The following is a 22,782-nucleotide window of genomic DNA, read 5'->3' on the forward strand; positions in this document are numbered from 1 at the left end:
CCTTCACCCATGGTGGGCCAGCACGGATGCTGGCAGCGGCGCACCCTGCTCCACCACATCCCTGATGGCTGCCAGTGATTCGGCCAGGTCCAGGCCCTGGCCGGCCAGCCATCCCGCGTTGTAATACGTGCTTACGTAACGCTCGCCGCTGTCGCACAACAGGGTCACGATAGACCCATGGCGCCGTTCGTTCCGCATCAGCGCGGCGGCGGCCAGCGCGCCCACCAGGTTGGTGCCACTGGACGCCCCTACCCGCCGCCCCAGGTGCTCGCTGAGGTAATGCATGGCCGCCAGCGACAGTACGTCGGGCACCTTCACCATGCTGTCGATCACGCCCGGCATGAACGAAGGTTCTACCCGTGGCCGCCCGATACCTTCGATACGCGAGCCATGGGGCAATGTGAGCTCACGGTTACCGCTGCGGTAAGCCTCGAAGAACACTGACCGCTCGGCGTCGGCGCACAACACGCGGCTACGGTGCTGGCGATAACGCACATAGCGGCCAAGGGTGGCAACTGTGCCCCCGGTGCCGGGGCTGGACACCAGCCAGTCGGGCTCGGGATGGCGCTCAAGGCGCATCTGCTGGAAGATCGACTCGGCGATGTTGTTGTTGGCGCGCCAGTCCGTGGCCCGCTCGGCATACAGGAACTGGTCCATGAAATGCCCACCAGTCTCGGCCGCCAGCTCCAGCGATGCCTGGTGGATTTGCGTAGGGTCGTCCACCAAGTGGCTCTTGCCGCCATAAAAGGCGATCTGATCTATCTTCACCTGGGAGGTCGAGGCCGGCATCACCGCGATAAAAGGCAGCCCCAGCAAGCGCGCGAAGTAAGCCTCGGAAATGGCCGTCGACCCACTTGACGCTTCGATTACGGGCTTGCCGGGTTTGAGCCAACCGTTACACAGGGCGTAGAGGAACAGCGAGCGGGCCAGCCGGTGCTTGAGGCTTCCGGTCGGGTGGCTGGACTCGTCCTTGAAATAAAGGTCGATGCCCGGGAACCCAGGTAGCGCGAAGGGGATCAGGTGAGTGTCGGCGCTGCGCTGGAAATCGGCCTCGATCAAGCGGATGGCGTCCAGGCCCCAGTTACGGTCGGTCATGAATAAAACCCTTTGGCGTGCCGCCGCTGACTCAAGCCAGCCGACACAAACGGAAACTCATTATTGGAATAGTCCGCAAAGCCACGGAGTGCGGGGGCCGCGGCTACTTTAAAACGGTTATAAGCTTATACTTTTTGTTTGCCGGGCGGCCACTGCAGGTTAGGGTACGCCTCCTTTCCACACACGACCAAGGAGGGAGCCCTTGTCCGTACGCCTCTCGCTGCGCAAATTCTTCGCGATGGAAGCTACTGGCGGCCTGCTGTTGATCATCGCTGCCGTCGTTGCCCTTGTGGCCAACAACTCGGCCGCTTCAGCGGGCTACCAAGCTTTTCTGGACATACCGGTATGGCTGAAGATCGGCCCGCTGGAGCTCGCCAAGCCACTGCTGCTTTGGATCAACGACGCCTTGATGGCGCTGTTTTTCCTGCTGATCGGCCTGGAGGTGAAACGCGAAATGTTACAGGGCCACCTGGCCAAACCTTCCCAGGTCATCCTGCCCGGTGCCGCCGCCATCGGCGGCATGGTAGTCCCCGCGCTCATCTACTGGGCATTGAACTATCAGGAGCCCGCCGCTGCGGCGGGCTGGGCCATCCCCACCGCCACGGACATTGCCTTCGCCCTGGGCGTACTCGCGTTGCTGGGCAAACGGGTGCCCTCCTCGCTCAAGCTGTTCCTGATGACCCTGGCCATTATCGACGACCTGGGCGCGATCGTGATCATCGCGCTGTTTTATTCTGGCACGCTCTCCAGCACCGCGCTGATGCTTGCCGCGGGCTGCCTGTTGGCACTGTTCGGGTTGAACCGCGCTAATGTCAGGCACCTTGCGCCTTACCTGCTGATCGGTATCGTGTTGTGGGTGTGCGTGCTCAAAAGCGGCGTACACGCCACCCTGGCCGGGGTAGCGCTGGCAATGTTCATCCCGCTGCGGGGAGAGAAGGAAAACGCTGAGCCCCCACTGCTTCGGCTTGAACATGCGCTTCACCCGTGGGTGGCCTATGCCATTCTGCCGCTGTTCGCCTTCGCCAATGCAGGGATTCCCCTGGCCGGTATGACCCTCGAAAGCTTCACCCATCCGGTGCCGCTGGGGATCACACTGGGGCTGCTTGCGGGCAAGACCATCGGCGTGTTCGGGCTTACCTGGCTGGCGGTCAAGCTACGGCTGGCAGCGCTGCCGGCCGGGGCCAACTGGGGCCAGCTGCTGGGAGTGGCCGTGCTGTGCGGCATTGGCTTTACCATGAGCATTTTCGTGGGCTCACTGGCTTTCGATGCGTCCACCAGCGTCTATGCCGGCCAGGATCGAATGGGCATCCTTACCGGTTCGTTCCTGGCGGCGGTGGGTGGTTACCTGATCATGGCCCTTACCAGCCAAAAATCGCCGGGAGCTTCTTGATCCGAGGGGCCTGAATCGGCCCCTGAACGCCCCAACGGTATCAGTGGCTGACGCGGCTGGTACCGTCCACGGTCATGATGCGCACGCGCTCACCTACGCGGAACACTTCATTTTCCTGAACCTGCTGCACATAGGCGCGGGTGCTGCCGTCGTCTTCGCGTACGGTGATTTCAACGCCCTGGGTTCGGGTCAGGCCTTCTTCGCTTGCCGAACCGAGCAGCCCACCCGCCACTGCCCCGATTACCGCCGCAACGATGCTGCCGCGGCCACCGCCAACGGTGCTGCCTGCCACGCCACCCACGATGGCGCCAGCGCCGGTACCGATAGGCGTCTTGGTCCCTTCGATCTTCACGGGCCGCAGGGATTCGATGGTGCCCATGCGCACGGTTTGCACGCGGCGGGCCTCATCACGGGAATACGTGTCGCCGGTGAGGCTGGATGCACAGCCGCTCAGCAGAACGGTCATGGCGGTGAAGCAGCTGGCGAGAACAACAGAATTACGCATGGATCACACTCCGTAGGACAGACGGCTATTAGACGCCGTCCTACGAAGCGTGTCACGAAACCGAAGGGTTTTGAAGGGGTCAGGGCGCCAGGCGCTGACGATTCCAGGCACCCTGGTGCGAGCGGTAATCCAGGCGATCATGCAGGCGGCTGGGGCGCCCCTGCCAGAACTCGATCCGGTCGGGAACCAGACGGTAGCCGCCCCAGTGCTCGGGGCAGCTGGGCGGGATATCGCCAAAGCGCTGGCGGGTCACTTCCAGAAGGTTTTCCAGCTCTGCCCGGCCCGTAATGGGCCGGCTTTGCGGCGATGCCCACGCCCCGATCTGGCTGCCCAGCGGGCGCACCTGGTAGTACGCCTCGGACTCGGCAGCCGCCACTTTCAACGCCCTGCCCTCGATGCGCACCTGGCGCTCGAGGGTAGGCCAGAAAAAGGTCATGGCAGCGAAGGCATTGAGCGCCAGGTGCTGGCCCTTGGCGCTCTCGTAGTTGGTGAAGAACGTAAACCCTTGGTCGTCCATACCCTTGAGCAGCAAAACACGGCAATGAGGGCGCCCCTCACTGTCCACGGTTGCCAGGGTCATGGCATTGGCTTCAACCGGCAGTTGCTCGGTGTGCACGGCCTCGTCGAACCATTTGCGGAACAAAACCAGCGGGTCGGCGGGAGCTTCGCTCTCGGTCAACCCATCCCGGGTATAGTCACGGCGCATGTCCGCCAGGGATTTACTCATCGTCGCGGCCCGCTCAGTTCTTGGCTTGCTGGTCTGCGGCAGGTTTCTTCACCGCGGCAGCCTTCTTGGCCGCTGGCTTTTTCTTCGCCGCCACGGCAGCCGGCTTGCTGGCCTTCTTGCTTGCAGTGGCTTTCTTGGCAGGGGCCGCGGAGGTGGCTGCCGGTGCGTCCGGAACGGCCTTCACGTCCTGCAGGGCAACGATAGCGGCAGCCACCGGGGTAGGCTGATCATACTTGGCCATCAGCGTGGCCATGCCGCTTTCCGGCGTTACCAGCATTTCCACACGACGGTTCAGCGCACGGCCCGCCGGGCTGTCGTTGGCGGCACGCGGCACTACCGAACCCATGCCGCGCAGGCTGAGGCGGTTACGCTGCAGGCCGCTGAGGCGGAAGATCGCCGCCACGGACTGCGCCCGCTCGAGGCTCACCTTTTTGTTGGCATCGGCCGCGCCGGTGCCGTCGGCATGGCCAAGGATCAGCACCGAAGTCTTGCTGTCACCTTCCAGCGCCTTGGCCACATTGGTAATGGGCGCAAGGGAGACCGGCAGCAGCATGGCCGGGCGGTCCGGGTTGAACGAACCGTCCACCGGTGCGGTGACTACCAGCATGTCGTCATGGCGCTCGAGCTGGAACTTGCTGCCTTTGATCGCTTCGCGCAGCTTGGGCTCATAGGCATCCAGCCAGGCCTTGGTGACCGCTGGATCGACTTTCGCGGCAGCAGCGATGGCCGCCGCCGGAGCGCCCTTGGGATTGACTGCCGCAGCCTGAGCTTTCGCTTCACCGCCGAACGGCCACCACCAATGACCTTCGCTGGCTGCCTTGGCATCGGAGGCCGCCTCGGCCTTTGCCACCCGATCCTGTACGGCCTGTTCTACGCCATTGTCCTTGGCCACTTCCTTGGCAGCTTCCTCCCGGCCGAAGGGCCACCAGCCCGCATCCGCTTTGGAGGGAGCTTCCTGCGAGGTGTGGGCACAGCCTGTAATGGCCAGGCACAAGGCGAAAGCGAGAGTCTTCTTGGCGTACATGGTCGATCCGGAAAGTGGAGTCAATAAATCGGGTTAGAAAACCCACATAAATCGTTGATTGGATGGTAGAACATTCCAGCGCCAGTGAGCTACCGTCGGTCGTGTCGCACTACAGGCACTGGGCGACCGCGCGCGCGAGTTTTTGCGCACGCGGGTCCATCAATATATAGGGGCCTAGGGTATTGGTGACGAAGCCGAACGCCACGCCGGTGTGCGGGTCGGCGAAACCCACCGAGCCGCCAGCGCCGGGATGCCCGAACGCACCTGGCCCCATCCCGAAGGTCGCGTTGGCCAGCGTTGGCTGGTCGAGCATACACCCCAGACCGAAACGCGTTGGGGTGAGCAAGGTAAGGTCGTCGCCCTGGCTATGTTCACGAGTGAGCTCGTCGAGCCACTCGCCGTCCAGTAATTGCCCCTCAAGCAGGCCCTGGTAAAAACCCGCAAGGCTTCGAGCGTTGCCGTGGCCGTTCGCAGCGGGCTGCTCCATGCGGCGCCATTCGGGTTTATTGGTGCTGGTGAGAATGGAAGGTGGATTGGTAAAGGCCCGCGTGCTCAGCGCTTCTGGCTCGCGCAGCGTCACCTGAAGCAAGCGCTGGGCGGCGGCGTCTCCCGGGTTGCCTTTGCCGCGAGCCACGTGGGCGACGCGATGGAATTCGCTGTCGCTAAGGCCGATATGGAAGTCCAGGCCCAGCGGTGCCACTACCCGGTCCACGATCGCACGACCGGGCGAACGCCCGTCCACTCGCCGGATCACCTCTCCAAGCAGCCAGCCGTAGGTGATCGCCGCATAGCCGTGGGCAGTCCCCGGCTCGAACCAGGGGCGCTCCGCCGCCAACGCCGCGGTCATCACCGGCCAGTCATACAACGCCTCTGCCGGCAAAAGGTCGCGCAGCGCCGGCAGGCCGGCCCGGTGGCACAAGAGCTGGCGCACGGTAATCGACGCCTTGCCGTTCACGGCAAATTCAGGCCAGTACTGCGCCACGGGGGCGTCCAGAGCGAGCTTGCCCTCGGCGGCCAGTTGCAGTGCTGCCACTGCCGTGAGGGTTTTGGTGCATGAGAAGAGGTTCACCAGCGTATCGCTGTGCCAGGCCTCGGTGCCGTCCTTGTCGCTGGTGCCGCCCCACAGGTCGACCACCGTTTCGCCGTTTACCTGCACGCACAAGGCCGCTCCACGCTCCTGGCGATCCTCGAACAGCGCGGCGAACGTATCGCGCACCGTTTCGAATTCCAGCGAATAATGGCCTTTGACTAGCACAGAAGCTCCCGGTGGGTTCGGCAAAAATGGTTTGGCATTGTTTCAGCCATTCACGGCTTTGTGAAGGGAATCGGCAGGGCGTTCGGCGGGCGCCTGCTAGCCGATTTCCCGGCGAAACGGCGGTAATGCATCGAGAATGGCCTTGCCATAGCGCTGAGTAACCACGCGACGGTCCAGCAAGGTGATCATTCCGCGGTCCTGCTCGGTGCGCAGCAAGCGGCCGCAGGCCTGAATCAGGCGCAGGGACGCGTCCGGTACGGCGATTTCCATGAACGGGTTCCCCCCGCGCGCCTCGATCCATTCAGCCAACGCTGCTTCCACGGGGTCGTCGGGCACCGCGAAGGGTATTTTCGCGATCACTACGTGCTCGCAGTAGGCCCCGGGAAGGTCGACGCCCTCGGCAAAGCTGGCGAGGCCGAACAATACGCTGCTTTCCCCGTCGTCGACGCGCGCCTTGTGCTTGTTCAAGGTTTCCTGCTTGGAGAGGTTGCCCTGAATGAACACCTGCCGGCGCCATTCACGGTCCAGCCCGTCGAAAACGTCCTGCATTTGCCGGCGGGACGAGAACAGAACGAGCGAGCCCCGCGAGCCTTCGACCAGCCCGGGAAGCTCACGGATGATCGCGGCGGTATGGGCGGCGGCGTCACGTGGGTCGGCGCGTAGGTCTGGCACCCGCAGCACCCCTGCGTCGGCATGATGGAACGGGCTGGGGACCACGGCCGTGACGGCATCCCTGGGTAGCCCGGCGCGCATGCGGAAACGGTCGAAGCGGCCCAGCGCGGTCAGCGTGGCGGAGGTCACCACCGCGCCGAAAGCCACATTCCAGAGATTGCGGCGCAGCATTTCCGCGGCAAGGATAGGGCTGGCGTTCACTTCGAGGTCGTACAGCGAACCGGCTTCCACCAGGGTGAGCCAGCGTGCCATGGGCGGGCTGCCTTCCGGATCCTCGGCGGTGAAGGCGACCCACAGCTCCCAGCTGCCCTGCGCGCGGGCGAGCAGCGTGCCGAACAGCGGGTACCATTCCTCTGCCTGGTGGCTGGCAATCCCGATATTCACCTCGCCTTCCATCCCTTCCTTGAGCAACTCGGCCAGGCGGGTATAGAGGTCGGTGAGCCGGGCGAAGCCTTTTTTCAGCTCCAGGCCCATCTCGCGGATATGCTCGGGCACCAGCCCGCCCACGAACCGATGCCGTGGCCGTTCGCGGCCTTCCATGTCTTCGCCGGGCCGGAAGTCTGCCAGTTGCTCGCAGGCGCCGTACATGAACTGCATTTGTGCCTTGAGCTCGCGGGCCAGCTCCGGCACTTGCTCGATCAGTTTGCCGAGGTCACCGGGCAAAGGATGCTGGGCGAGCAGCTTGGTGAGGTTGCGAGCCGTTTGCTCAAGCCAGTCAGCCGTTGAGCGCAGCCGCGTGAAATGGGCAAAGTGGCCGATGGCTTTGTCCGGCAGGTGATGCCCTTCGTCGAACACATAGAGTGTGTCTTTCGGGTCTGGCAGTACGGCGCCGCCGCCCAGCGCGAGGTCGGCCAGAACCATGTCATGGTTGGTGACGATCACATCTACCTTGCCCATGCCTTCCCGCGCCTTGAAGAAGGTGCACTGCTGGAAGTTCGGGCAATGGCGGTTGGTGCACTGGCTATGGTCGGTGGTAAGGCGCGCCCAGACAGGATCTTCCAACGCCTCGGGCCAGCTGTCACGGTCACCGTCCCAACGGTTGCCGGCCAGCTTCTCGATCATCTTGGTGAACAGCTTGAGGCTGGCCTCGTCCACGTCGATGGCAAAGCCTTCGTCCTCGAACAGCTGGGCGGTGGCGTTCTGCGCCTGCCCTTCCTGCAGCAGGGCATCGAGCTTGGACAGGCACAGATAGCGCCCGCGCCCCTTGGCCAGCGCGAAGGTGAAGTTGAGCCCGGCATTGCGCATGATGTCCGGGAGGTCCTTGTGGACGATCTGTTCCTGCAGGGCCACGGTAGCGGTTGCGATCACCAGCCGCTTGCCAGCAGCCTTGGCGGCAGGAATGGCCGCCAGGCTGTACGCCACGGTTTTACCGGTACCCGTGCCTGCCTCGACCGCAACCACGGCCGGTTCGCCCACGCGCCGCCCCTCCTCGTCGCACGGGACGGCGCCCAGCGCCTTGGCCACCTCGGCGATCATCAGGCGTTGGCCATAACGGGCCTTGAGCCCCTTGGCCTCGAGAAAACGGCTATAGGCGCCCTGGATGGTTGATTTGAGTTCAGTGCTGAGCATGGAGTCCGAGCGGCCCAAAGGGCTGGATGGATTATCAGTAGTTCGGGAAGGTCGCTATCATACCCGCTATTGCCTGAGGCGCCGACCGAAAGTCCGATGAACTCGACAACTTTTCATTTCAACGCCCCGCTCGCGCTTGCCGCGGCAGCCGCTGCGTGCTGCCTGGCACTGGTGTATGGCGCCATTTACGTACGCCAACCGCTACGGCTGCGCCGCACCTGCGGGTTTGCCTGGGCCTGCCTGGCAGTATCAGCCGGCTGCCTGGTCGCATGGTTCAAAAGCCACTTTCCCAGCCTGGAGACCGCGCCTCGGCCGGTGCAGTGGCAACTGGGCGCTACCCTTGCGGCGGGCGCATTGCTGGCCCGGGTAAGCCTGTTGCGCGCTGGAGAACTGGCCGCCGCTGACGGCCAAGGCGCTGTTTACCTGGCGCGTATCGTGCGCTGGCAGTTGGTCGCGGCGGCAGTGCTGCTGGGGGTGGGTACGGCGGTGGGAATGGCAGGGTAGCGATTGGAGCAGCCCTGCCGGGCTGGTCGCCGCCAAGGCGGGCTGCTACAGAGCCGTATTGGCGGATGCAAGAGAGCGAGCGCCGTTCAGGCTGGCCCGTCACCGTCGCGCTTGCGCTTGTTGCCCATCCGTACGCCGATGTCCATGAGGAACTGGAAAAACCCTTCCTGGTCCTCCAGCACATTGCTCCAGAACGGCGAGTGATAGAGCGCTACGGCGCCATGCACCAGCGCCCATGAGGCGCAGTAATGAAAGTACGGCGGTACGTCTTCGAGCTTGCCTTCATCGATACGGCCCTTGATCAACTGAGTGAGCCGATCGAAGTTGGACGCCCGAATGCTGTGCAGCTCGGTGACCATTTCCGGTACCTGGTTGCCCTTCACCACCTTCTCTTCCAGCCGGTCGAACAGCCGGTAGCGCTGTGGGTCGCGCATGCGGAACTCGAAATACGCGCGCGACAGTGCTTCCTTGTCACGGTCCACGTCGGCGGAGTGCAACAGGCCGTTGAGGTCACGCTCATAATCAAGCATCAGCCGCAGGTAGATTTCGGCCTTGGATTTGAAATGCTTGTAGATGGTCCCTTTGCCGATACCCACCGCATCGGCGATCATCTCCACGGTCACGCTGTCTTCGCCCTGTTCCAGAAACAGTTTGAGCGCCGTGTCGAGGATTTCCTGTTCCCTACGGCGGAATTCGCGGACCTTTCTAGGTTCTTTCTGCATACACGGACCGGGGCTGAATCGAAGCCGGTATTATGCCTAAATTGCGTCAAATTGCACGGATCATCCGATTATGTCCAGGTTTGTAGACGAGTTCCCCCAGGCCCCAGGGCTTCTGTATCTCAACCATGCGGCGGTCTCCCCCTGGCCACGTCGCAGTGCGGAGGCAGTCACCCGCTTCGCTCAGGAAAACGTGCTGGTCGGCGCCCGCGACTACCCGGCCTGGCTGGACGTGGAACAGCGCCTGCGGGAGCGCTTGCAGCGTTTGCTCAATGCTCCAGCGGCCGCCGACATTGCACTGGTGAAGAACACCTCTGAAGCGCTTTCGTTCGTGGCTTTCGGCCTGGACTGGGCGCCAGGTGACCAGGTTGTGATCAGCGACGAGGAATTTCCCTCCAATCGCATCGTCTGGGAAGCCTTGGCGCCCAAGGGCGTGGAGGTCATCAAGGTCAGCCTGGCAGGCCCGGACCCGGAAGCCGCGCTGTTGAGCGCCTGCGGGCCACGTACCCGCCTGTTGGCCATCAGCGCGGTGCAATACGCCAGCGGCCTTAAAATGGACCTCGTGCGCCTGGGCCGGGGGTGCAAGTCAAAAGGCGTACTGTTCTGCATCGATGCGATCCAGCAACTGGGCGCCGCCCCGTTCGATGTACAGGCCTATGAATGCGATTTCGCCATGGCGGACGGGCACAAATGGATGATGGGGCCTGAGGGCCTTGGCGTGTTCTATTGCCGTGCCGAGCTGCGTTCAACCCTGCGGTTGCAGGAATATGGCTGGCATATGCTGGAGCACATGGGCGATTACACCCGTGACACCTGGGAGCCGGCCAACAGTGCGCGGCGCTTTGAATGCGGCAGCCCGAATATCCTAGGCACCATGGCGCTCGAAGCCAGCCTGGCCCTGCTTGAAGAAGCAGGCATGGTGAACGTAGCCCAGGCAATCGAAAACCACATCGTCGCGCTGACTGCCGGCATCGAGCGTATCCCCGGTGCACGGATTCATTCTCCGCTCGCCGCTGAACGCCGGTCGGGCATTCTTTCCTTTAGCGTGGATGGCAAGGACAGCCTCGCCTTGCACAAGCAACTCATGGCCGAGGGGGTGGTTTGTATTCCACGCGGGAAGGGCGTGCGCTTTTCACCTCACTTCTATACCACCGACAGCGTGATCGCCGAAGCCTTGGCCATTCTGACCCGACTGTGCAGGTGAGTTGTCAGCAAGGGGCGGTTGATTCCAAAACTGTTTAAAAAACGACCATTTTCAGCTGGACGAATAGAGAAGCTAGCCAATACTGAAACTGTTGGTACACCCTACCCCCCATAGGGTGAGCCGATAAAGGTGTCGACGGACCGCGCACCTTTGTTTTACTCCTAATGGTCTTAACCCGGATTCCCCCCCAGAACCCGGGTTTTTTTTGCCTGTTTCAAGCCACCCTTGCCAGCGGGAACAGCTGCCGGAAGTTTGCGGTGGTTTGCGCGGCGAACTGTTCATAGGGTTCGCCGCGAAGGTCGGCAAGAAAAGCCGCCACTTCATAAACATACTGCGGCAGGTTGGGCTTGCCTCGGTAGGGGATCGGCGCAAGGTAAGGGGAGTCCGTTTCGACCAGCAGGCGATCAGCCGGGACCTGACGGGCCACTTCACGCAAGGCTTCGGCATTGCGGAAGGTTACAATGCCGGAAAGGGAGATATAAAAGCCCAGGTCCAGCGCAGCCTTGGCCATGGCCCAGTCCTCGGTAAAGCAGTGCAGCACCCCGCCCTGTGGCAAGGCTGCTTCGCGAAGCAGCTCCAAGGTGTCCGCCTGGGCGGCACGGGTATGCACGATCATGGGCTTGCCGGTAATCGCCGCAGCTTCCAGGTGCAAGCGGAACGAAGCTTTCTGAACCTCGGCCGATTCGGGTTCGTAGTGATAATCCAGCCCCGTCTCGCCAATGGCCACCACGCGCGGGTGGTCCAGCTCGCTCAACAGCCACGGCAAGGTAGGCGCGCCTTCGGGGGCCACATCCAGCGGATGAATGCCCACCGAACAATCCACGTCCTCATAGCGGTCCGCCAGGTCGCGTACCGCCTGTGCGTTATCCGCGCTCACACCGATGCATAAAAAATGGCCCACGCCCCTCGCCCGAGCCGCGTCCAACGCGGCATCGAGGGAGCCGCCGTGGATGGAGAGGTCGAGGCGATCGAGGTGACAGTGGGAATCAACAAGCAGCGGCGAGGAAGAATTCATTGGGCTCTACATGGTATGGGTCGGCCGGTCCGACTTCAGCGCACCGGCGAGGTAGGTTTCGATCTTGTTGCGGGCGGTGTCGTCGCCATCGTTGAACTGCACGCCCACGCCGGCTGCCCGGTTGCCCTGCGCGCCACGCGGAGTGATCCAGGCGACCTTGCCCGCCACCGGGATCTTCTCGGGTTCATCCATCAGGTTGAGCAGCATGAAAAGCTCGTCGCCAAGCCGGTAGCTCTTGGCGGTGGGGATGAACAGCCCGCCGTTCTTGATAAATGGCATATAGGCGGCGTACAGCACTGCCTTGTCCTTGATGGTCAGCGACAGGATACCGCTACGCGGACCCGGAGCGATCGGCTGGTTCATTGATCATCCTTACTACTGAAGAAGTGCCTGCCTAGCGCTGATCTGGCAATGCCAGCCAGGACACCAGCAAGGTTTCGAGTAGCAATACACGGTTGAGGTTCGCTTTTGAGAGCACCTTCTGGCGATGCTGAAGCACCCAGTCCTGGATAGCCATTACTTTGCCAGTTGTTGTTTTCTGGGCGAGATATTGCAGTACTTTGCGCATATCACTCAAGCCTAAACCGTCCTCGTCCTGCGTCAACCGGTACCGCAGCAGCCGCTGGGCCCAGTCGCAGAACCAATCGAACAGCCAGATCAGCGGCACATCTTTCCAGCTTTCAGCCAACTGCGTGGGGCTTTGCTGTTGCTTGAGCAGGCGTTTGACGCCCTCCACCACCGTGGCGCGCTGGCCGAGTACGTCCTGAGCGTGCAATTGCCTGGCCGCCAAAGGCGACGCGTTAGCAAGGGCAAGCAGTTCTTCTCTTGCCTCGGCGGACACATCCGGCAATGCGACTGCAAGCCACTGCGCAGCCTCTGCAGGTGTGGGCAGTGGGCATGGTTGCTGCACGCAGCGGCTACGAAGGGTAGGCAACAGGCGGCTGGGCTGGTGGCTTACGAGCAACATCACCGTATTGCCCGAGGGCTCTTCCAGGCTTTTGAGCAACGCATTGGCGGCGTTGAGGTTCATCACCTCTACCGGCTCGATCAGTACCACTTTGCGCCCGCCCAGTTGTGCGGTCTGGCTCACGAAATCCACCAGCCGGCGCACCTGGTCAACCACGATTGCCTTGTCTGCTTCCTCGGGTTGCAGCAGGAAATTATCCGGGTGGCTGCCCGCCGCCAGCAGCAGGCAACTCTTACATTGGCCGCAGGGCTTGCCAGCGCTGGCGTTGCAGAGCAGCAAGGCCATGAACTGCTCGGCCAATTCCCGCTTGCCAATCCCGGCGGGGCCTTGCAACAGGTACGCATGGGCGTGCTCGGTCCGGCTGCTCAGTTGCTGCCAAAGCCCGGCCTGCCACGGGTAGGGCTCACCCACGGGCGCGCTCCAGCCAATGTGGCAGGCTATCGTGCAGCCGCGCCTGAACCTCTGCCAGGGGCAGGCTGGCGTCGATCACCTGGTAGCGCAGTGGGTCGGCCGCGGCGCGGGCCAGGTAAGCCTGGCGCACGGCTTCGAAGAAGCTGCGGGCTTCCTGCTCGAAGCGGTCCAGCCGGCCACGTGCCGCCGCACGCGCCAGCCCCACTTCGACAGGAAGGTCGAACACCAGGGTAAGGTCTGGGCGCAGGCCGCCCTGCACGAAGGCTTCAAGCTGGGCGATGCGTTCTGTTGGTACGCCACGCCCACCGCCTTGATAGGCATAAGTGGCATCGGTGAAGCGATCACACAGCACCACCGCGCCCCGGGCCAACGCCGGACGGATGACCTGCTCGATATGCTGGGCCCGTGCGGCGAACATCAGCAGCAGTTCGGTATCCACCGCCATGGGTTCTTCGCTGGGCGCCAGCAAGAGCTCGCGGATGCGTTCGGCAAGCGGGGTGCCACCGGGCTCGCGGGTAAGCTGCACGTCTTTTCCGGCGTCTCGCAGGCGGGCGGCAATATAATCACGGTTGGTGCTTTTGCCGGCGCCTTCCGGCCCTTCCAGGGTGATGAACAGACCGCTCACTCAGGCTTCCTCATGGTTGTTGCGTTTCTTCGGCGGGGGCTGCCATCGCTGGCGCGACAGGCGCATCGGCGCCCGGAGCACTCTCCCCCGCTCCGGCAGGAACGGCCGTGGGACCGGGGCTGGAGCGATAGTCTGCGCGCCGCTTGAGCTGGTATTGGCGCACAGCCTGGTTGTGCGCTTCGATATCATCGGAGAACACGTGGCTACCGTCGCCCTTGGCGACGAAATACAGGCTGCTTCCGGCCGTGGGGTTCAGCGCGGCGCGAATGGCTTCGCGGCCCACCATCGAAATCGGCGTTGGCGGCAGCCCGGGGTTCAGGTACGTGTTGTAGGGGCTGGGTTCGCGCAGGTCGGCGCGGGTGATCCGCCCCGTGTAGCGCTCGCCCATTCCGTAGATGACCGTGGGGTCGGTTTGCAGCAGCATGCCAGCGGCCAGCCTGCGCACAAACACGCCGGCTATTTCCCCGCGCTCCTGAGGCACGCCCGTTTCCTTTTCGATCAGCGATGCCATGACCAGCGCCTGGTAAGGCTCGGTGTAGGGCAACCCGCCTGCGCGGGCTTGCCACTCCTGAGCCAGTACCGTATCCAGCCGATCGAACGCCTGCTCCAGCAGTTGCGCGTCACTCATCCCCTTCACGTATTTGTAGGTGTCCGGAAAGAACCGCCCTTCGGGAAACACGCCGGGGTGGCCGAGTTTGGCCATCACCTGCTCATCGGTAAGCCCTTCCAGCGTTTGCTTGAGCTTTTCCTGGCGATCCAGGGCGGCGCGCACCTGGCGGAACGTCCAGCCTTCGACAAGGGTAAGGCTGTACTGCACCACCTCGCCACGCTGCCACAGGCTGAGCATTTCCCGCACCGTGGTGGTGGGCCCGAGGCGGTATTCGCCGGTGTGCAGCGGTTGGCTGTCCAGATTGAACCGCCAGTACAGCCGAGCCCAGAACGCACCCTTGAGCGCGCCCTGATCTTCGAGGCGGTTGAGCATGCCGCCTGGCGATGCGCCAAGGGGTACGTCGATCAACTGTTCCGCCGGCAATGACAGCGGTTGGTCCAGCACGGCCTGGACACGCCAGACGGCCAGCCCCATGGCGATGCCAGCGAGGATGACCAGGGTTTCGATCAGCAGCAGGAGTTTGCGTAGCACTGTCAGATATCCAGAAGTTCGCAGGCCATCTGCTGAAGTTTACGGGTGTGGGGCCCTGCCGGCCAAGCAAGCTGTGCATAGCGGCGGACCGGCCAGATGCCATAGACGCTGTTACACATGAACACTTCGCTGGCACTTGCCAGTTGCTCGAGGGGAATGTCCTCGACAACCACTGGCTGGTCGCCCGACATGGCCTGGGCAATCAGCTCCGCCCGCAGGGTGCCGGCAACGCCGCAACGGGTGAGGCCTGGAGTAACCAGCCGCCCCTCACACACCATGAACAGGTTACTGAACACGCCTTCGATCAGCCGGCCACTGGTATCGCGCATCAACCCCTCGGCGTACTCGGTGCCTTGCCATTCGGCGCGGGCCAGTACCTGCTCCAGGCGGTTGAGGTGCTTGAGGCCAGCGAGCAAGGGCTGTTCGGCCAGCCGAGTGTTGCACGGGTACAGCGCGATACCCTCGGCTTGCCGTCGCACGGGGTACTCCGGGAGCGGGCTGCTCTGGAGAATACGCCGTGCTGGCGCATCAGGGTCGCCCGCATAACCGCGTGCGCTATCGCCTCGGGTAATGATGAGCTTGAGTACGCCATCGCCCAGTTGGCCGCCATAGGCGTGCAGCTCAGCGCGCAGCGTTGGCTCATCGAAAGGTAGCCCCAGGCGCGCGCAGCCATGGGCCAGGCGCTCGAGGTGCCGCTCCAGCAGTTTAGGCCGGCCGGCACGCACCCGAAGGGTTTCGAACAGGCCGTCGCCGTATGCCAGGCCACGGCTGGCCAGGCCGATCGCACTGGCTGGCCGGCCATCGACCCAGGCTTCCATTACTCGCTGAACCGGCGGAACACCAGAGAGCCGTTGGTACCACCAAAGCCGAAGGAGTTCGACAGCACGACATCGATCGGCATTTCCCGCGCTTCGTGCGGCACGAAGTCCAGATCGCAATCGTCGTCCGGCTCATCGAGGTTGATGGTCGGCGGCGCCACCTGATCACGAATCGCGAGCACGCTGAAGATGGCCTCGACCGCACCCGCCGCGCCCAGCAAATGGCCGGTCATGGACTTGGTGGAACTGACCGCCAGCTTGTAGGCGTGCCCGCCGAACACCGACTTGATCGCCCGTACTTCGGCAAGGTCGCCGGCTGAGGTTGAGGTGCCGTGGGCATTGATGTATTGCACCGCGTCGGGCGCCAGGCCGGCGTCCTTGAGGGCATTGACCATGCAACGGGCCGCGCCCGCGCCGTCTTCGGGTGGGGAGGTCATGTGGAAGGCGTCGCCACTGGTGCCGAAGCCAACCAGTTCGGCATAGATCCGCGCCCCGCGCGCCCGGGCATGCTCAAGCTCTTCGAGCACGAGCGCACCGGCACCGTCGGACAGCACGAAACCATCACGGCCCTTGTCCCACGGCCGGCTGGCGCGCGTGGGCTCATCGTTGCGCGTGGACAAAGCCCGCGCCGCGCCAAAGCCACCCATGCCCAGGCCGCAGGCGGCCATTTCGGCGCCGCCGGCGATCATCACGTCCGCTTCGCCATAGGCGATATTTCGGGCCGCCATGCCAATGCAGTGGGTGCCCGTGGTGCACGCCGTGGACACGGCGTAGTTTGGCCCCTGGATACCCAGGTGGATCGACAGGAAGCCTGAAATCATGTTGATGATCGAGCCGGGCACGAAGAACGGAGAAATCCGCCGCGGCCCCTGCTCGTGAAGCGTACGGCTGGTGTCCTCGATATTGGTGAGGCCACCGATACCCGAGCCCATGGCCACGCCAATGCGCTCACGGTTGCTGTCGTCGATGTTCAGCCCCGCATCGCGCACAGCCTGAAAGCCAGCGGCCAGACCATACTGAATGAACAGGTCGAGCTTGCGGGCCTCTTTGGGCGAGAGATACTGCGCCACATCGAATGCCTTGACCGAGCCGCCAAACCGAGTGGAAAACGCTGACAGGTCGGTATGCTCGATCGGACCGATGCCGCTTTGGCCGGCCAGAATGCCTTGCCAGGTACTTGGCACGTCAACGCCCAATGGCGACAACATGCCCATTCCAGTGACCACGACGCGTCTACGCGACACAGTGTTCTCCTTAATACTTTGTTTCAACCTCTTGCCCTATTTAAAGAAAAAACCGCACGCCCATTGAAGGCAGTGCGGTTTTCTCTGACAAGAAGCGTCGAATACGGCAATCAGGCCTGGTGGCTGTTGACGTAGTCGATGGCTGCTTGAACGGTGGTGATCTTCTCGGCTTCTTCGTCTGGAATCTCGGTTTCGAATTCTTCTTCCAGTGCCATTACCAGCTCAACGGTGTCAAGAGAATCAGCGCCCAGGTCTTCAACGAAGCTGGCGGTGTTAACGACTTCTTCTTCTTTGACGCCCAGCTGCTCGGCAACGATTTTCTTGACGCGTTCTTCGATGGTGCTCATACCTGGTTTTCACTCCTAGTGGATAGTCTGGCAACTGGCCGGTGTGTAAGTTTATAGGAAGGCACTCGCATTTCAAGTTGAATGCGACCCCACCAAACGCCGGCCGGCGACCTCTATAATCTGGATGCAGCTTTATAACGGATTTTGGGGCATTACGTATGACATTTTTTCCGCGGTGCCCCATTGAGCTGGATCACATGTACATGCCGCCGTTGACCGGAACGGTCGCGCCGGTGACATAAGCAGCGCCATCGGAAGCCAGGAAGCTGACCACCTTGGCGATTTCCTCAGCCTGGCCCAAACGGCCCAGGGGGATCTGAGTCAACAGGCCTTCACGCTGCGCCTCCGGAAGCTCGCGGGTCATGTCGGTATCGATGAAGCCCGGGGTGACCGAGTTCACCGTGATGCCCCGAGAGCCCACTTCACGCGCCAGCGCTCGGCTGAAACCTTCCAGGCCAGCCTTGGCTGCGGCATAGTTTACTTGCCCGGCGTTGCCCATGGCACCCACCACCGAGCCGATGCTGATGATGCGGCCCCAGCGAGCCTTGGTCATGCCACGCAGCACTGCCTTGGACAGGCGGAACAGACTGTTCAGGTTGGTATCGACCACGTCGAACCATTCGTCGTCTTTCATGCGCAACATTAGGTTGTCGCGGGTGATCCCGGCGTTGTTGACCAGGATGGCCGGCGCGCCGAAACGCTCCGAAATGGTGGCCAGCGCGGCAGCGACCGATTCGTCGTTGCACACGTTGAGCTCCAGGCCCACGCCTTCGATATTGTGTTCCTTGAGGGTGGCGCTGATGCGCTCGGCCCCCGAGGCACTGGTTGCAGTGCCGATGACCACGGCGCCCTGGCGGCCCAACTCGAGGGCGATCGCCTGGCCAATGCCACGACTCGCACCGGTCACCAGTGCCACTTTACCTTGCAGGCTCATGCCAGCTTCTCCTGTTTCAAGCCAAGGCCGCGCGAGCGGCGGCGAAGGCATCGGGGGTATCCAGATTGTAGGTTTCTATGCCGTCGGCGCAGCGCTTGTTGAGGCCGGACAACACCTTGCCCGGGCCGCACTCAACCAGTTGCCTGGCACCTTGCTGAGCCAGCAGCGCAACGGATTCCACCCAGCGAACCGGCATGTACAGCTGAGCCAGGAGGTTGTGCTTCAGATCCTCCAGCGTAGCCGGAACGGTAGCGGTCACGTTTTGTACCAGCGAAATCTTCGGCGCCTGCCAGTTGATGGCGGCCACAGATTCGGCGAAGCGCTCGGCCGCAGGCTTCATCAATGCGCAGTGCGATGGCACGCTCACGGGCAGCGGCAGGGCACGCTTGGCTCCGCGTGCCTTGCAGGCTTCGATGGCACGCGCCACAGCGGCCGCGCTACCGGCAATCACGACCTGGCCCGGCGAGTTGAAATTCACCGCGCTTACCACGTCACCGTTCGCCGCTTCGGCGCACGCCGCGATAACGTCTTCGTCTTTGAGGCCCAGCACAGCAGCCATACCGCCCTGCCCGGCCGGCACGGCTTCCTGCATGAGCTGGCCCCGACGCTCGACCAGCCGAACCGCGTCGGCCAGGCCCACGCTACCAGCTGCCACCAATGCGCTGTACTCGCCCAGGCTATGGCCAGCCACATAGGCCGGCAGCGCGCCGCCTTCAGCCTGCCATACGCGCCACAGCGCGATGGATGCGGTGAGGATCGCCGGCTGGGTTTTGTCGGTCTGGTTCAGTTGCTCGGCGGGCCCCTGCTGGGTCAACGCCCAGAGGTCATAGCCAAGGGCCTCGGACGCCTCCTTGAAGGTTTCGCCAATCAACGGGTGCTGCCCAGCCTGGTCGGCGAGCATGCCGAGTGACTGGGAGCCCTGCCCAGGAAAGACGAATGCGAGGGTTGCAGACATTGAACGCGCCCTTATCGATGCAGTGGTCGAAAATGCTCCCGGCCATGGCCGGAAACGAAAATCCAGTGTTGGATGATAACCGGAACCGCCCGGTCACATTCTATCGCCGTCTTCCTGCTTGGGTGAAAGTACAGCGGCCAGCCCCTGGCCGAGCTGACGTGGCAGGTTGCTTTCCACTTGCTGAAGAGCGCGCTCGATCGCGGCTTTCAAGCCCTGTACACCCGCCGCGCCGTGGCTTTTTACGACAATGCCTTGCAAGCCCAGGAAACTGGCGCCGTTGTGCCGCGCCGGAACCAGCTCTTCGCGTAAGCGCCGCAGGGCCGGGAGGGCGACCGCGCCCGCCAGCCTGGCAAACAGCCCGCCACTGAACTGCGCTTCGATACGCTCGCCGATCATGCTGGCCAGCCCCTCGCTGGCCTTGAGCAATACATTGCCAACGAAGCCGTCGCACACCACCACATCGGCCTCACCGCGGTACACGCCGTCACCTTCAATGTAACCAATGTAGTTGAGCCCGGCCTTTTGCAATAGCCGCGCTGCTGCCTTGACCTGCTGGTTGCCCTTGATGTCCTCGGTGCCCACATTGAGCAATGCCACCCGAGGGCGTATCACGCCTTGGGCCTGGGCAGCCAATGCCCCCATATGGGCGAACTGGTACAGGTGCTCGGCGTCGCAATCCACGTTGGCGCCCAGGTCCAGCACCTGGCAATGGCCCGTGCGCGTGGGGATTGCCGCAACCATGGCGGGGCGGGTCACGCCGGGCAGTGTTTTAAGTACATGACAGGACAGTGCCATGAGCGCACCGGTATTGCCGGCGCTCACCACTGCGTGCACACGGTCGTCCCGCAACGCTTGCAGCGCAATGCGCATGGAAGCGTCCGGCTTGCCGCGCAACGCCTGGGACGGCTTGTCGCTCATGCCGATCACTTCGGTAGCAGGCAGAATCTGAAGGCGAGCACGATCGACACCCCGATGGGTGCTGAGGATTTCTTCAAGGAGCTTGGGTTGACCAACGAGGGCCAGGTACAGCGAGGGGTGTTCGGACAGGCAGGCGACACAGGCCTGAACAATGCTGCGGGGACCGAAGTCCCCGCCCATTGCGTCGATCGCGATGATCTGAGCGGACAAGGATTACTCGTCAGCGCCCTTGTCGATCACTTTGCGACCACGGTAAACGCCTTCAGGCGAAACGTGGTGGCGCAGGTGAACTTCACCGGTGGTTTTTTCAACGGACAGTGCGTTCGGCTCGAGAGCGTCGTGCGAACGGCGCATGTCGCGGGCAGAGCGGGATTTTTTGTTCTGCTGAACAGCCATAATTGATTAACTCCTAAACGTTTGGGTCACGCTTTAACTGCGCCAATACACTGAACGGGTTGGACCGCGTTACCTCGTCCTCGCTCGGCTCGGGCTCTTCGAGACCCGCCGGCTGCTGGCATTCTTCCGGATGATGAGCGGGAATGATCGGCAGCGCGAGAAGAAGCTCCTCTTCGATCACATCCCGCAGGTCCAGGGGACCTTCGCCCAGTTCCAGCACGTCATAACCTTTCGGTAACGATTGGGTATTCGCACCCTCCTTCACCACGGCGTATGTACATTCGCTGTGGATCGGGAGGGTGACCAGCTCAAGACAGCGCTGGCAAACCATCTTGACCTCGACACTCAGATCACTGCGCATGAGCACGGTGTGATCTTCGTCTCGCTCGAAGATGAATTTACCCTGGACCGTACCGACATCATCGGAAAGCAGGTCGCAAAGTCTCTCCAAACTGGCAAGAGGCAGGCTACCGTTTAAGGCAGCGCCGCGATCGGCCAATTTGCGCGGGTCAACGTGAGGTGGAATCGGGTCATTCAACATAGGCGCGACATTCTAGGGATGCCCCCTTGCTGTGTCAAAGGAAATTAGGCCATCGGCAGCGCAGCGGCGCAGGCGTAGAATCACGGCCTTTATTATGGAGAGACCACCCGTGCGGCCATTGATTCTGGCGTCCAGCTCTACCTACCGACACGCCCTGCTGAGCCGCCTGGGCCTGCCTTTCGAGAGCGAGGCACCCAACCTCGACGAACGGCGCCTGGACGGCGAGCCTGCTCGTGAGCTGGTGCTGCGGCTGGCCGAGGCCAAGGCCAGGGCGCTGGCCACGCGACACCCCGCACACCTGATCATCGGCTCCGATCAGGTGGCCGTGCTGGGTGACCGGATACTGGGCAAGCCGGGCGATTTTGAACAGGCACTGGAACAACTGACCGCCGCGAGCGGCCAGCGAGTGACCTTCCTGACCGGCCTGGCCTTGCTCGATAGCCATACCGGCCAATGCCAGGTAGACGTGGTGCCGTTCTCGGTCAACATGCGCCAACTGGACCGAAGCACCCTCACCCGCTACCTCCAGGCCGAGCAACCCTACGATTGCGCCGGCAGCTTCAAGGCAGAGGGCCTTGGCGTGAGCCTGTTCGAAAGCACCGAAGGGCCGGATGCCACCAGCCTGGTCGGCCTGCCGCTGATCCGCCTGGTGGCGATGCTGGGAGAGGCTGGGGTGGTGGTGCCTTAACAAGCTACAAGCTACAAGCTACAAGCTACAAGCTACAAGCTACAAGCTACAAGCATGCTGCGTTCAGCTTGCGGCTTGCGGCTTGCGGCTTGCAGCTTAAAGCTTGCCGCTTACGGCTAGCGAAGCGTCGGGCCGGCGAAGCCCATCCAGAGGGCCATCTCGCTGGCCACGCTGGCGCCGAGCTTTTTCGAGAAACGGTCCAGCGGGGATTCTTCGACGGTGAAGTCCACCAGGTCCTTGGCGTGCACGATTTCCCGCGCCACGTAGCTGCTGCTGGCCAGGCCGTCGATCAGCCCCAGTTCCAGTGCCTGTTCGCCGGACCAGATCAGCCCTGAGAACAGCTCCGGGTGGTCCTTGTCTTTCAGGCGGTCGCCACGCCCGGCCTTCACCTGAGCGATGAACTGCCGATGGGTGGTGTCCAGCACGCCCTGCCAGAAGCGGGTTTCAGACTCTTTCGCCGGCTGGAAGGGATCGAGGAAGGCTTTATGCTCGCCAGAGCTGTATGGCCGGCGCTCCACGCCGAGCTTCTCCATAGTGCCAACAAAGCCATAGCCCGCCGCCGTAACGCCAATGGAACCCACCAGGCTTGCCTTGTCGGCATAGATCTCGTCTGCCGCGCTGGCAATGTAGTAGGCCCCGGATGCACCGAGGTCAGCGATCACCGCGTACACCTTGATATCGGGGTGCAAGCCACGCAACCGGCGGATTTCGTCGTACACGTAGCCACTTTGCACAGGGCTGCCGCCCGGGCTGTTGATGCGCAGCACCACGCCTTTCACCTTCGGGTCTTCAAAGGCAGCGCGCAGGCTGGTCACGATGTTGTCAGCGCTGGCGTCTTCCTTGTCGGCGATCATGCCCTTGATGTCGATCAACGCCGTGTAACTGCTGGCGGTGCCGCCGCTTTTCTCCAGCTTGGCGAACGGCGAGAACAGAAACAGCATGCCCAGCAAGTAAAGGAAGGTCAGGCTTTTGAAGAAAATGCCCCAGCGCCTGGCGCGCCGCTGTTCCTGCACACTGGCGAGCAGGGTTTTCTCCAGCAGCTTCCAGCTACGGTCGTCGGAACTGCGAGGGCCCGGCTCTTCTTCGGCGGAGGGCGCTTTCCATTGGTCTGACATCCG

Annotated in this window: 25 protein-coding genes; 4 read left to right on the top strand and 21 right to left on the bottom strand. The window is 62.8% G+C overall.

What is annotated here, in order from left to right; all coding sequences use genetic code 11:
* Positions 1 to 3 precede the first annotated feature (3 nt).
* On the bottom strand, positions 4 to 1,095 hold the full coding sequence (locus tag LG385_RS15210) for a PLP-dependent cysteine synthase family protein (RefSeq protein WP_225774976.1): 1,092 nt from the start codon (positions 1,093 to 1,095) through the stop codon (positions 4 to 6).
* 202 nt (positions 1,096 to 1,297) lie between these two features.
* Between LG385_RS15210 and nhaA the strand changes: the two genes are divergently transcribed.
* On the top strand, positions 1,298 to 2,485 hold the full coding sequence (nhaA, locus tag LG385_RS15215; RefSeq protein ID WP_225774977.1) for a Na+/H+ antiporter NhaA: 1,188 nt from the start codon (positions 1,298 to 1,300) through the stop codon (positions 2,483 to 2,485).
* Between the two features lie 40 nt (positions 2,486 to 2,525).
* Here nhaA and LG385_RS15220 read toward each other — a convergent pair whose 3' ends face one another.
* From LG385_RS15220 to dinG, 5 genes are all read right to left on the bottom strand, one after another.
* On the bottom strand, positions 2,526 to 2,990 hold the full coding sequence (locus LG385_RS15220; RefSeq protein ID WP_225774978.1) for a glycine zipper 2TM domain-containing protein: 465 nt from the start codon (positions 2,988 to 2,990) through the stop codon (positions 2,526 to 2,528).
* Between the two features lie 79 nt (positions 2,991 to 3,069).
* Positions 3,070 to 3,717 carry a pyridoxamine 5'-phosphate oxidase gene (pdxH, locus tag LG385_RS15225; RefSeq protein ID WP_225774979.1) on the bottom strand — a complete coding sequence of 216 codons (648 nt, stop codon included), beginning with the start codon at positions 3,715 to 3,717 and terminating at the stop codon, positions 3,070 to 3,072.
* Between the two features lie 13 nt (positions 3,718 to 3,730).
* Positions 3,731 to 4,741: an OmpA family protein gene (locus LG385_RS15230; RefSeq protein WP_225774980.1), complete on the bottom strand. Its 1,011-nt coding sequence runs from the start codon at positions 4,739 to 4,741 to the stop codon at positions 3,731 to 3,733.
* Positions 4,742 to 4,850: 109 nt separating this feature from the next.
* Complete coding sequence (locus tag LG385_RS15235) at positions 4,851 to 5,996, bottom strand: serine hydrolase domain-containing protein (RefSeq protein ID WP_225774981.1); 1,146 nt, start codon at positions 5,994 to 5,996, stop codon at positions 4,851 to 4,853.
* A 96-nt stretch (positions 5,997 to 6,092) separates the two neighbouring features.
* Positions 6,093 to 8,237, bottom strand: a complete 2,145-nt coding sequence (dinG, locus tag LG385_RS15240; protein ID WP_181118838.1) for an ATP-dependent DNA helicase DinG — start codon at positions 8,235 to 8,237, stop codon at positions 6,093 to 6,095.
* A gap of 96 nt (positions 8,238 to 8,333) precedes the next feature.
* Here dinG and LG385_RS15245 point away from each other — a divergent pair, with 96 nt between their 5' ends.
* The gene (locus LG385_RS15245; RefSeq protein WP_225774982.1) at positions 8,334 to 8,741 is read left to right on the top strand and encodes a hypothetical protein; all 408 of its coding nucleotides are present in this window, start codon (positions 8,334 to 8,336) and stop codon (positions 8,739 to 8,741) included.
* Between the two features lie 86 nt (positions 8,742 to 8,827).
* Here the strand turns inward: LG385_RS15245 and LG385_RS15250 are convergent, their stop codons facing one another.
* The gene (locus tag LG385_RS15250; RefSeq protein ID WP_181115146.1) at positions 8,828 to 9,463 is read right to left on the bottom strand and encodes a TetR/AcrR family transcriptional regulator; all 636 of its coding nucleotides are present in this window, start codon (positions 9,461 to 9,463) and stop codon (positions 8,828 to 8,830) included.
* Between the two features lie 70 nt (positions 9,464 to 9,533).
* Here LG385_RS15250 and LG385_RS15255 point away from each other — a divergent pair, with 70 nt between their 5' ends.
* Positions 9,534 to 10,664 carry an aminotransferase class V-fold PLP-dependent enzyme gene (locus LG385_RS15255; RefSeq protein ID WP_225774983.1) on the top strand — a complete coding sequence of 377 codons (1,131 nt, stop codon included), beginning with the start codon at positions 9,534 to 9,536 and terminating at the stop codon, positions 10,662 to 10,664.
* Between the two features lie 214 nt (positions 10,665 to 10,878).
* Here the strand turns inward: LG385_RS15255 and LG385_RS15260 are convergent, their stop codons facing one another.
* From LG385_RS15260 to LG385_RS15320, 13 genes are all read right to left on the bottom strand, one after another.
* Positions 10,879 to 11,661 (bottom strand): TatD family hydrolase, encoded by a 783-nt coding sequence (locus LG385_RS15260; protein WP_225776255.1) that lies wholly within the window; start codon positions 11,659 to 11,661, stop codon positions 10,879 to 10,881.
* A 24-nt stretch (positions 11,662 to 11,685) separates the two neighbouring features.
* Positions 11,686 to 12,042, bottom strand: coding sequence for a PilZ domain-containing protein (locus tag LG385_RS15265; RefSeq protein WP_181115150.1), 357 nt, complete (start codon positions 12,040 to 12,042; stop codon positions 11,686 to 11,688).
* A 31-nt stretch (positions 12,043 to 12,073) separates the two neighbouring features.
* The gene (locus tag LG385_RS15270; RefSeq protein ID WP_225774984.1) at positions 12,074 to 13,057 is read right to left on the bottom strand and encodes a DNA polymerase III subunit delta'; all 984 of its coding nucleotides are present in this window, start codon (positions 13,055 to 13,057) and stop codon (positions 12,074 to 12,076) included.
* The gene (tmk, locus tag LG385_RS15275) at positions 13,050 to 13,682 is read right to left on the bottom strand and encodes a dTMP kinase (RefSeq protein WP_225774985.1); all 633 of its coding nucleotides are present in this window, start codon (positions 13,680 to 13,682) and stop codon (positions 13,050 to 13,052) included. The genes LG385_RS15270 and tmk overlap by 8 nt, the downstream gene beginning before the upstream one ends.
* Before the next feature lie 10 nt (positions 13,683 to 13,692).
* Positions 13,693 to 14,823 (bottom strand): endolytic transglycosylase MltG, encoded by a 1,131-nt coding sequence (mltG, locus tag LG385_RS15280; RefSeq protein WP_225774986.1) that lies wholly within the window; start codon positions 14,821 to 14,823, stop codon positions 13,693 to 13,695.
* A 2-nt stretch (positions 14,824 to 14,825) separates the two neighbouring features.
* Positions 14,826 to 15,641 carry an aminodeoxychorismate lyase gene (pabC, locus tag LG385_RS15285; RefSeq protein ID WP_225774987.1) on the bottom strand — a complete coding sequence of 272 codons (816 nt, stop codon included), beginning with the start codon at positions 15,639 to 15,641 and terminating at the stop codon, positions 14,826 to 14,828.
* Positions 15,641 to 16,885, bottom strand: coding sequence for a beta-ketoacyl-ACP synthase II (gene fabF / locus LG385_RS15290; protein ID WP_225774988.1), 1,245 nt, complete (start codon positions 16,883 to 16,885; stop codon positions 15,641 to 15,643). Before fabF ends, pabC begins: the two co-directional genes overlap by 1 nt.
* A 110-nt stretch (positions 16,886 to 16,995) precedes the next feature.
* Positions 16,996 to 17,232, bottom strand: a complete 237-nt coding sequence (acpP, locus tag LG385_RS15295; protein WP_004884578.1) for an acyl carrier protein — start codon at positions 17,230 to 17,232, stop codon at positions 16,996 to 16,998.
* 193 nt (positions 17,233 to 17,425) lie between these two features.
* Positions 17,426 to 18,166: a 3-oxoacyl-ACP reductase FabG gene (fabG, locus tag LG385_RS15300; RefSeq protein ID WP_181117373.1), complete on the bottom strand. Its 741-nt coding sequence runs from the start codon at positions 18,164 to 18,166 to the stop codon at positions 17,426 to 17,428.
* A gap of 16 nt (positions 18,167 to 18,182) precedes the next feature.
* Positions 18,183 to 19,121: an ACP S-malonyltransferase gene (fabD, locus tag LG385_RS15305; protein WP_181117372.1), complete on the bottom strand. Its 939-nt coding sequence runs from the start codon at positions 19,119 to 19,121 to the stop codon at positions 18,183 to 18,185.
* A 93-nt stretch (positions 19,122 to 19,214) separates the two neighbouring features.
* On the bottom strand, positions 19,215 to 20,249 hold the full coding sequence (gene plsX, locus LG385_RS15310) for a phosphate acyltransferase PlsX (protein WP_263974701.1): 1,035 nt from the start codon (positions 20,247 to 20,249) through the stop codon (positions 19,215 to 19,217).
* Positions 20,250 to 20,252: 3 nt separating this feature from the next.
* The gene (gene rpmF / locus LG385_RS15315) at positions 20,253 to 20,435 is read right to left on the bottom strand and encodes a 50S ribosomal protein L32 (protein ID WP_168081858.1); all 183 of its coding nucleotides are present in this window, start codon (positions 20,433 to 20,435) and stop codon (positions 20,253 to 20,255) included.
* A gap of 13 nt (positions 20,436 to 20,448) precedes the next feature.
* The gene (locus LG385_RS15320; protein ID WP_181117370.1) at positions 20,449 to 20,976 is read right to left on the bottom strand and encodes a YceD family protein; all 528 of its coding nucleotides are present in this window, start codon (positions 20,974 to 20,976) and stop codon (positions 20,449 to 20,451) included.
* A 109-nt stretch (positions 20,977 to 21,085) separates the two neighbouring features.
* Here LG385_RS15320 and LG385_RS15325 point away from each other — a divergent pair, with 109 nt between their 5' ends.
* Complete coding sequence (locus LG385_RS15325) at positions 21,086 to 21,664, top strand: Maf family protein (RefSeq protein WP_225774989.1); 579 nt, start codon at positions 21,086 to 21,088, stop codon at positions 21,662 to 21,664.
* Between the two features lie 116 nt (positions 21,665 to 21,780).
* On the opposite strand, the gene LG385_RS15330 is transcribed toward LG385_RS15325, so the two are convergent.
* Positions 21,781 to 22,779, bottom strand: a complete 999-nt coding sequence (locus LG385_RS15330) for a S49 family peptidase (RefSeq protein WP_225774990.1) — start codon at positions 22,777 to 22,779, stop codon at positions 21,781 to 21,783.
* Between the last annotated feature and the right edge of the window lie 3 nt (positions 22,780 to 22,782).

The sequence above is a fragment of the Pseudomonas sp. Marseille-Q5115 genome, from assembly GCF_916618905.1.
Taxonomy (GTDB): Bacteria; Pseudomonadota; Gammaproteobacteria; order Pseudomonadales; family Pseudomonadaceae; genus Aquipseudomonas; species Aquipseudomonas japonica_A.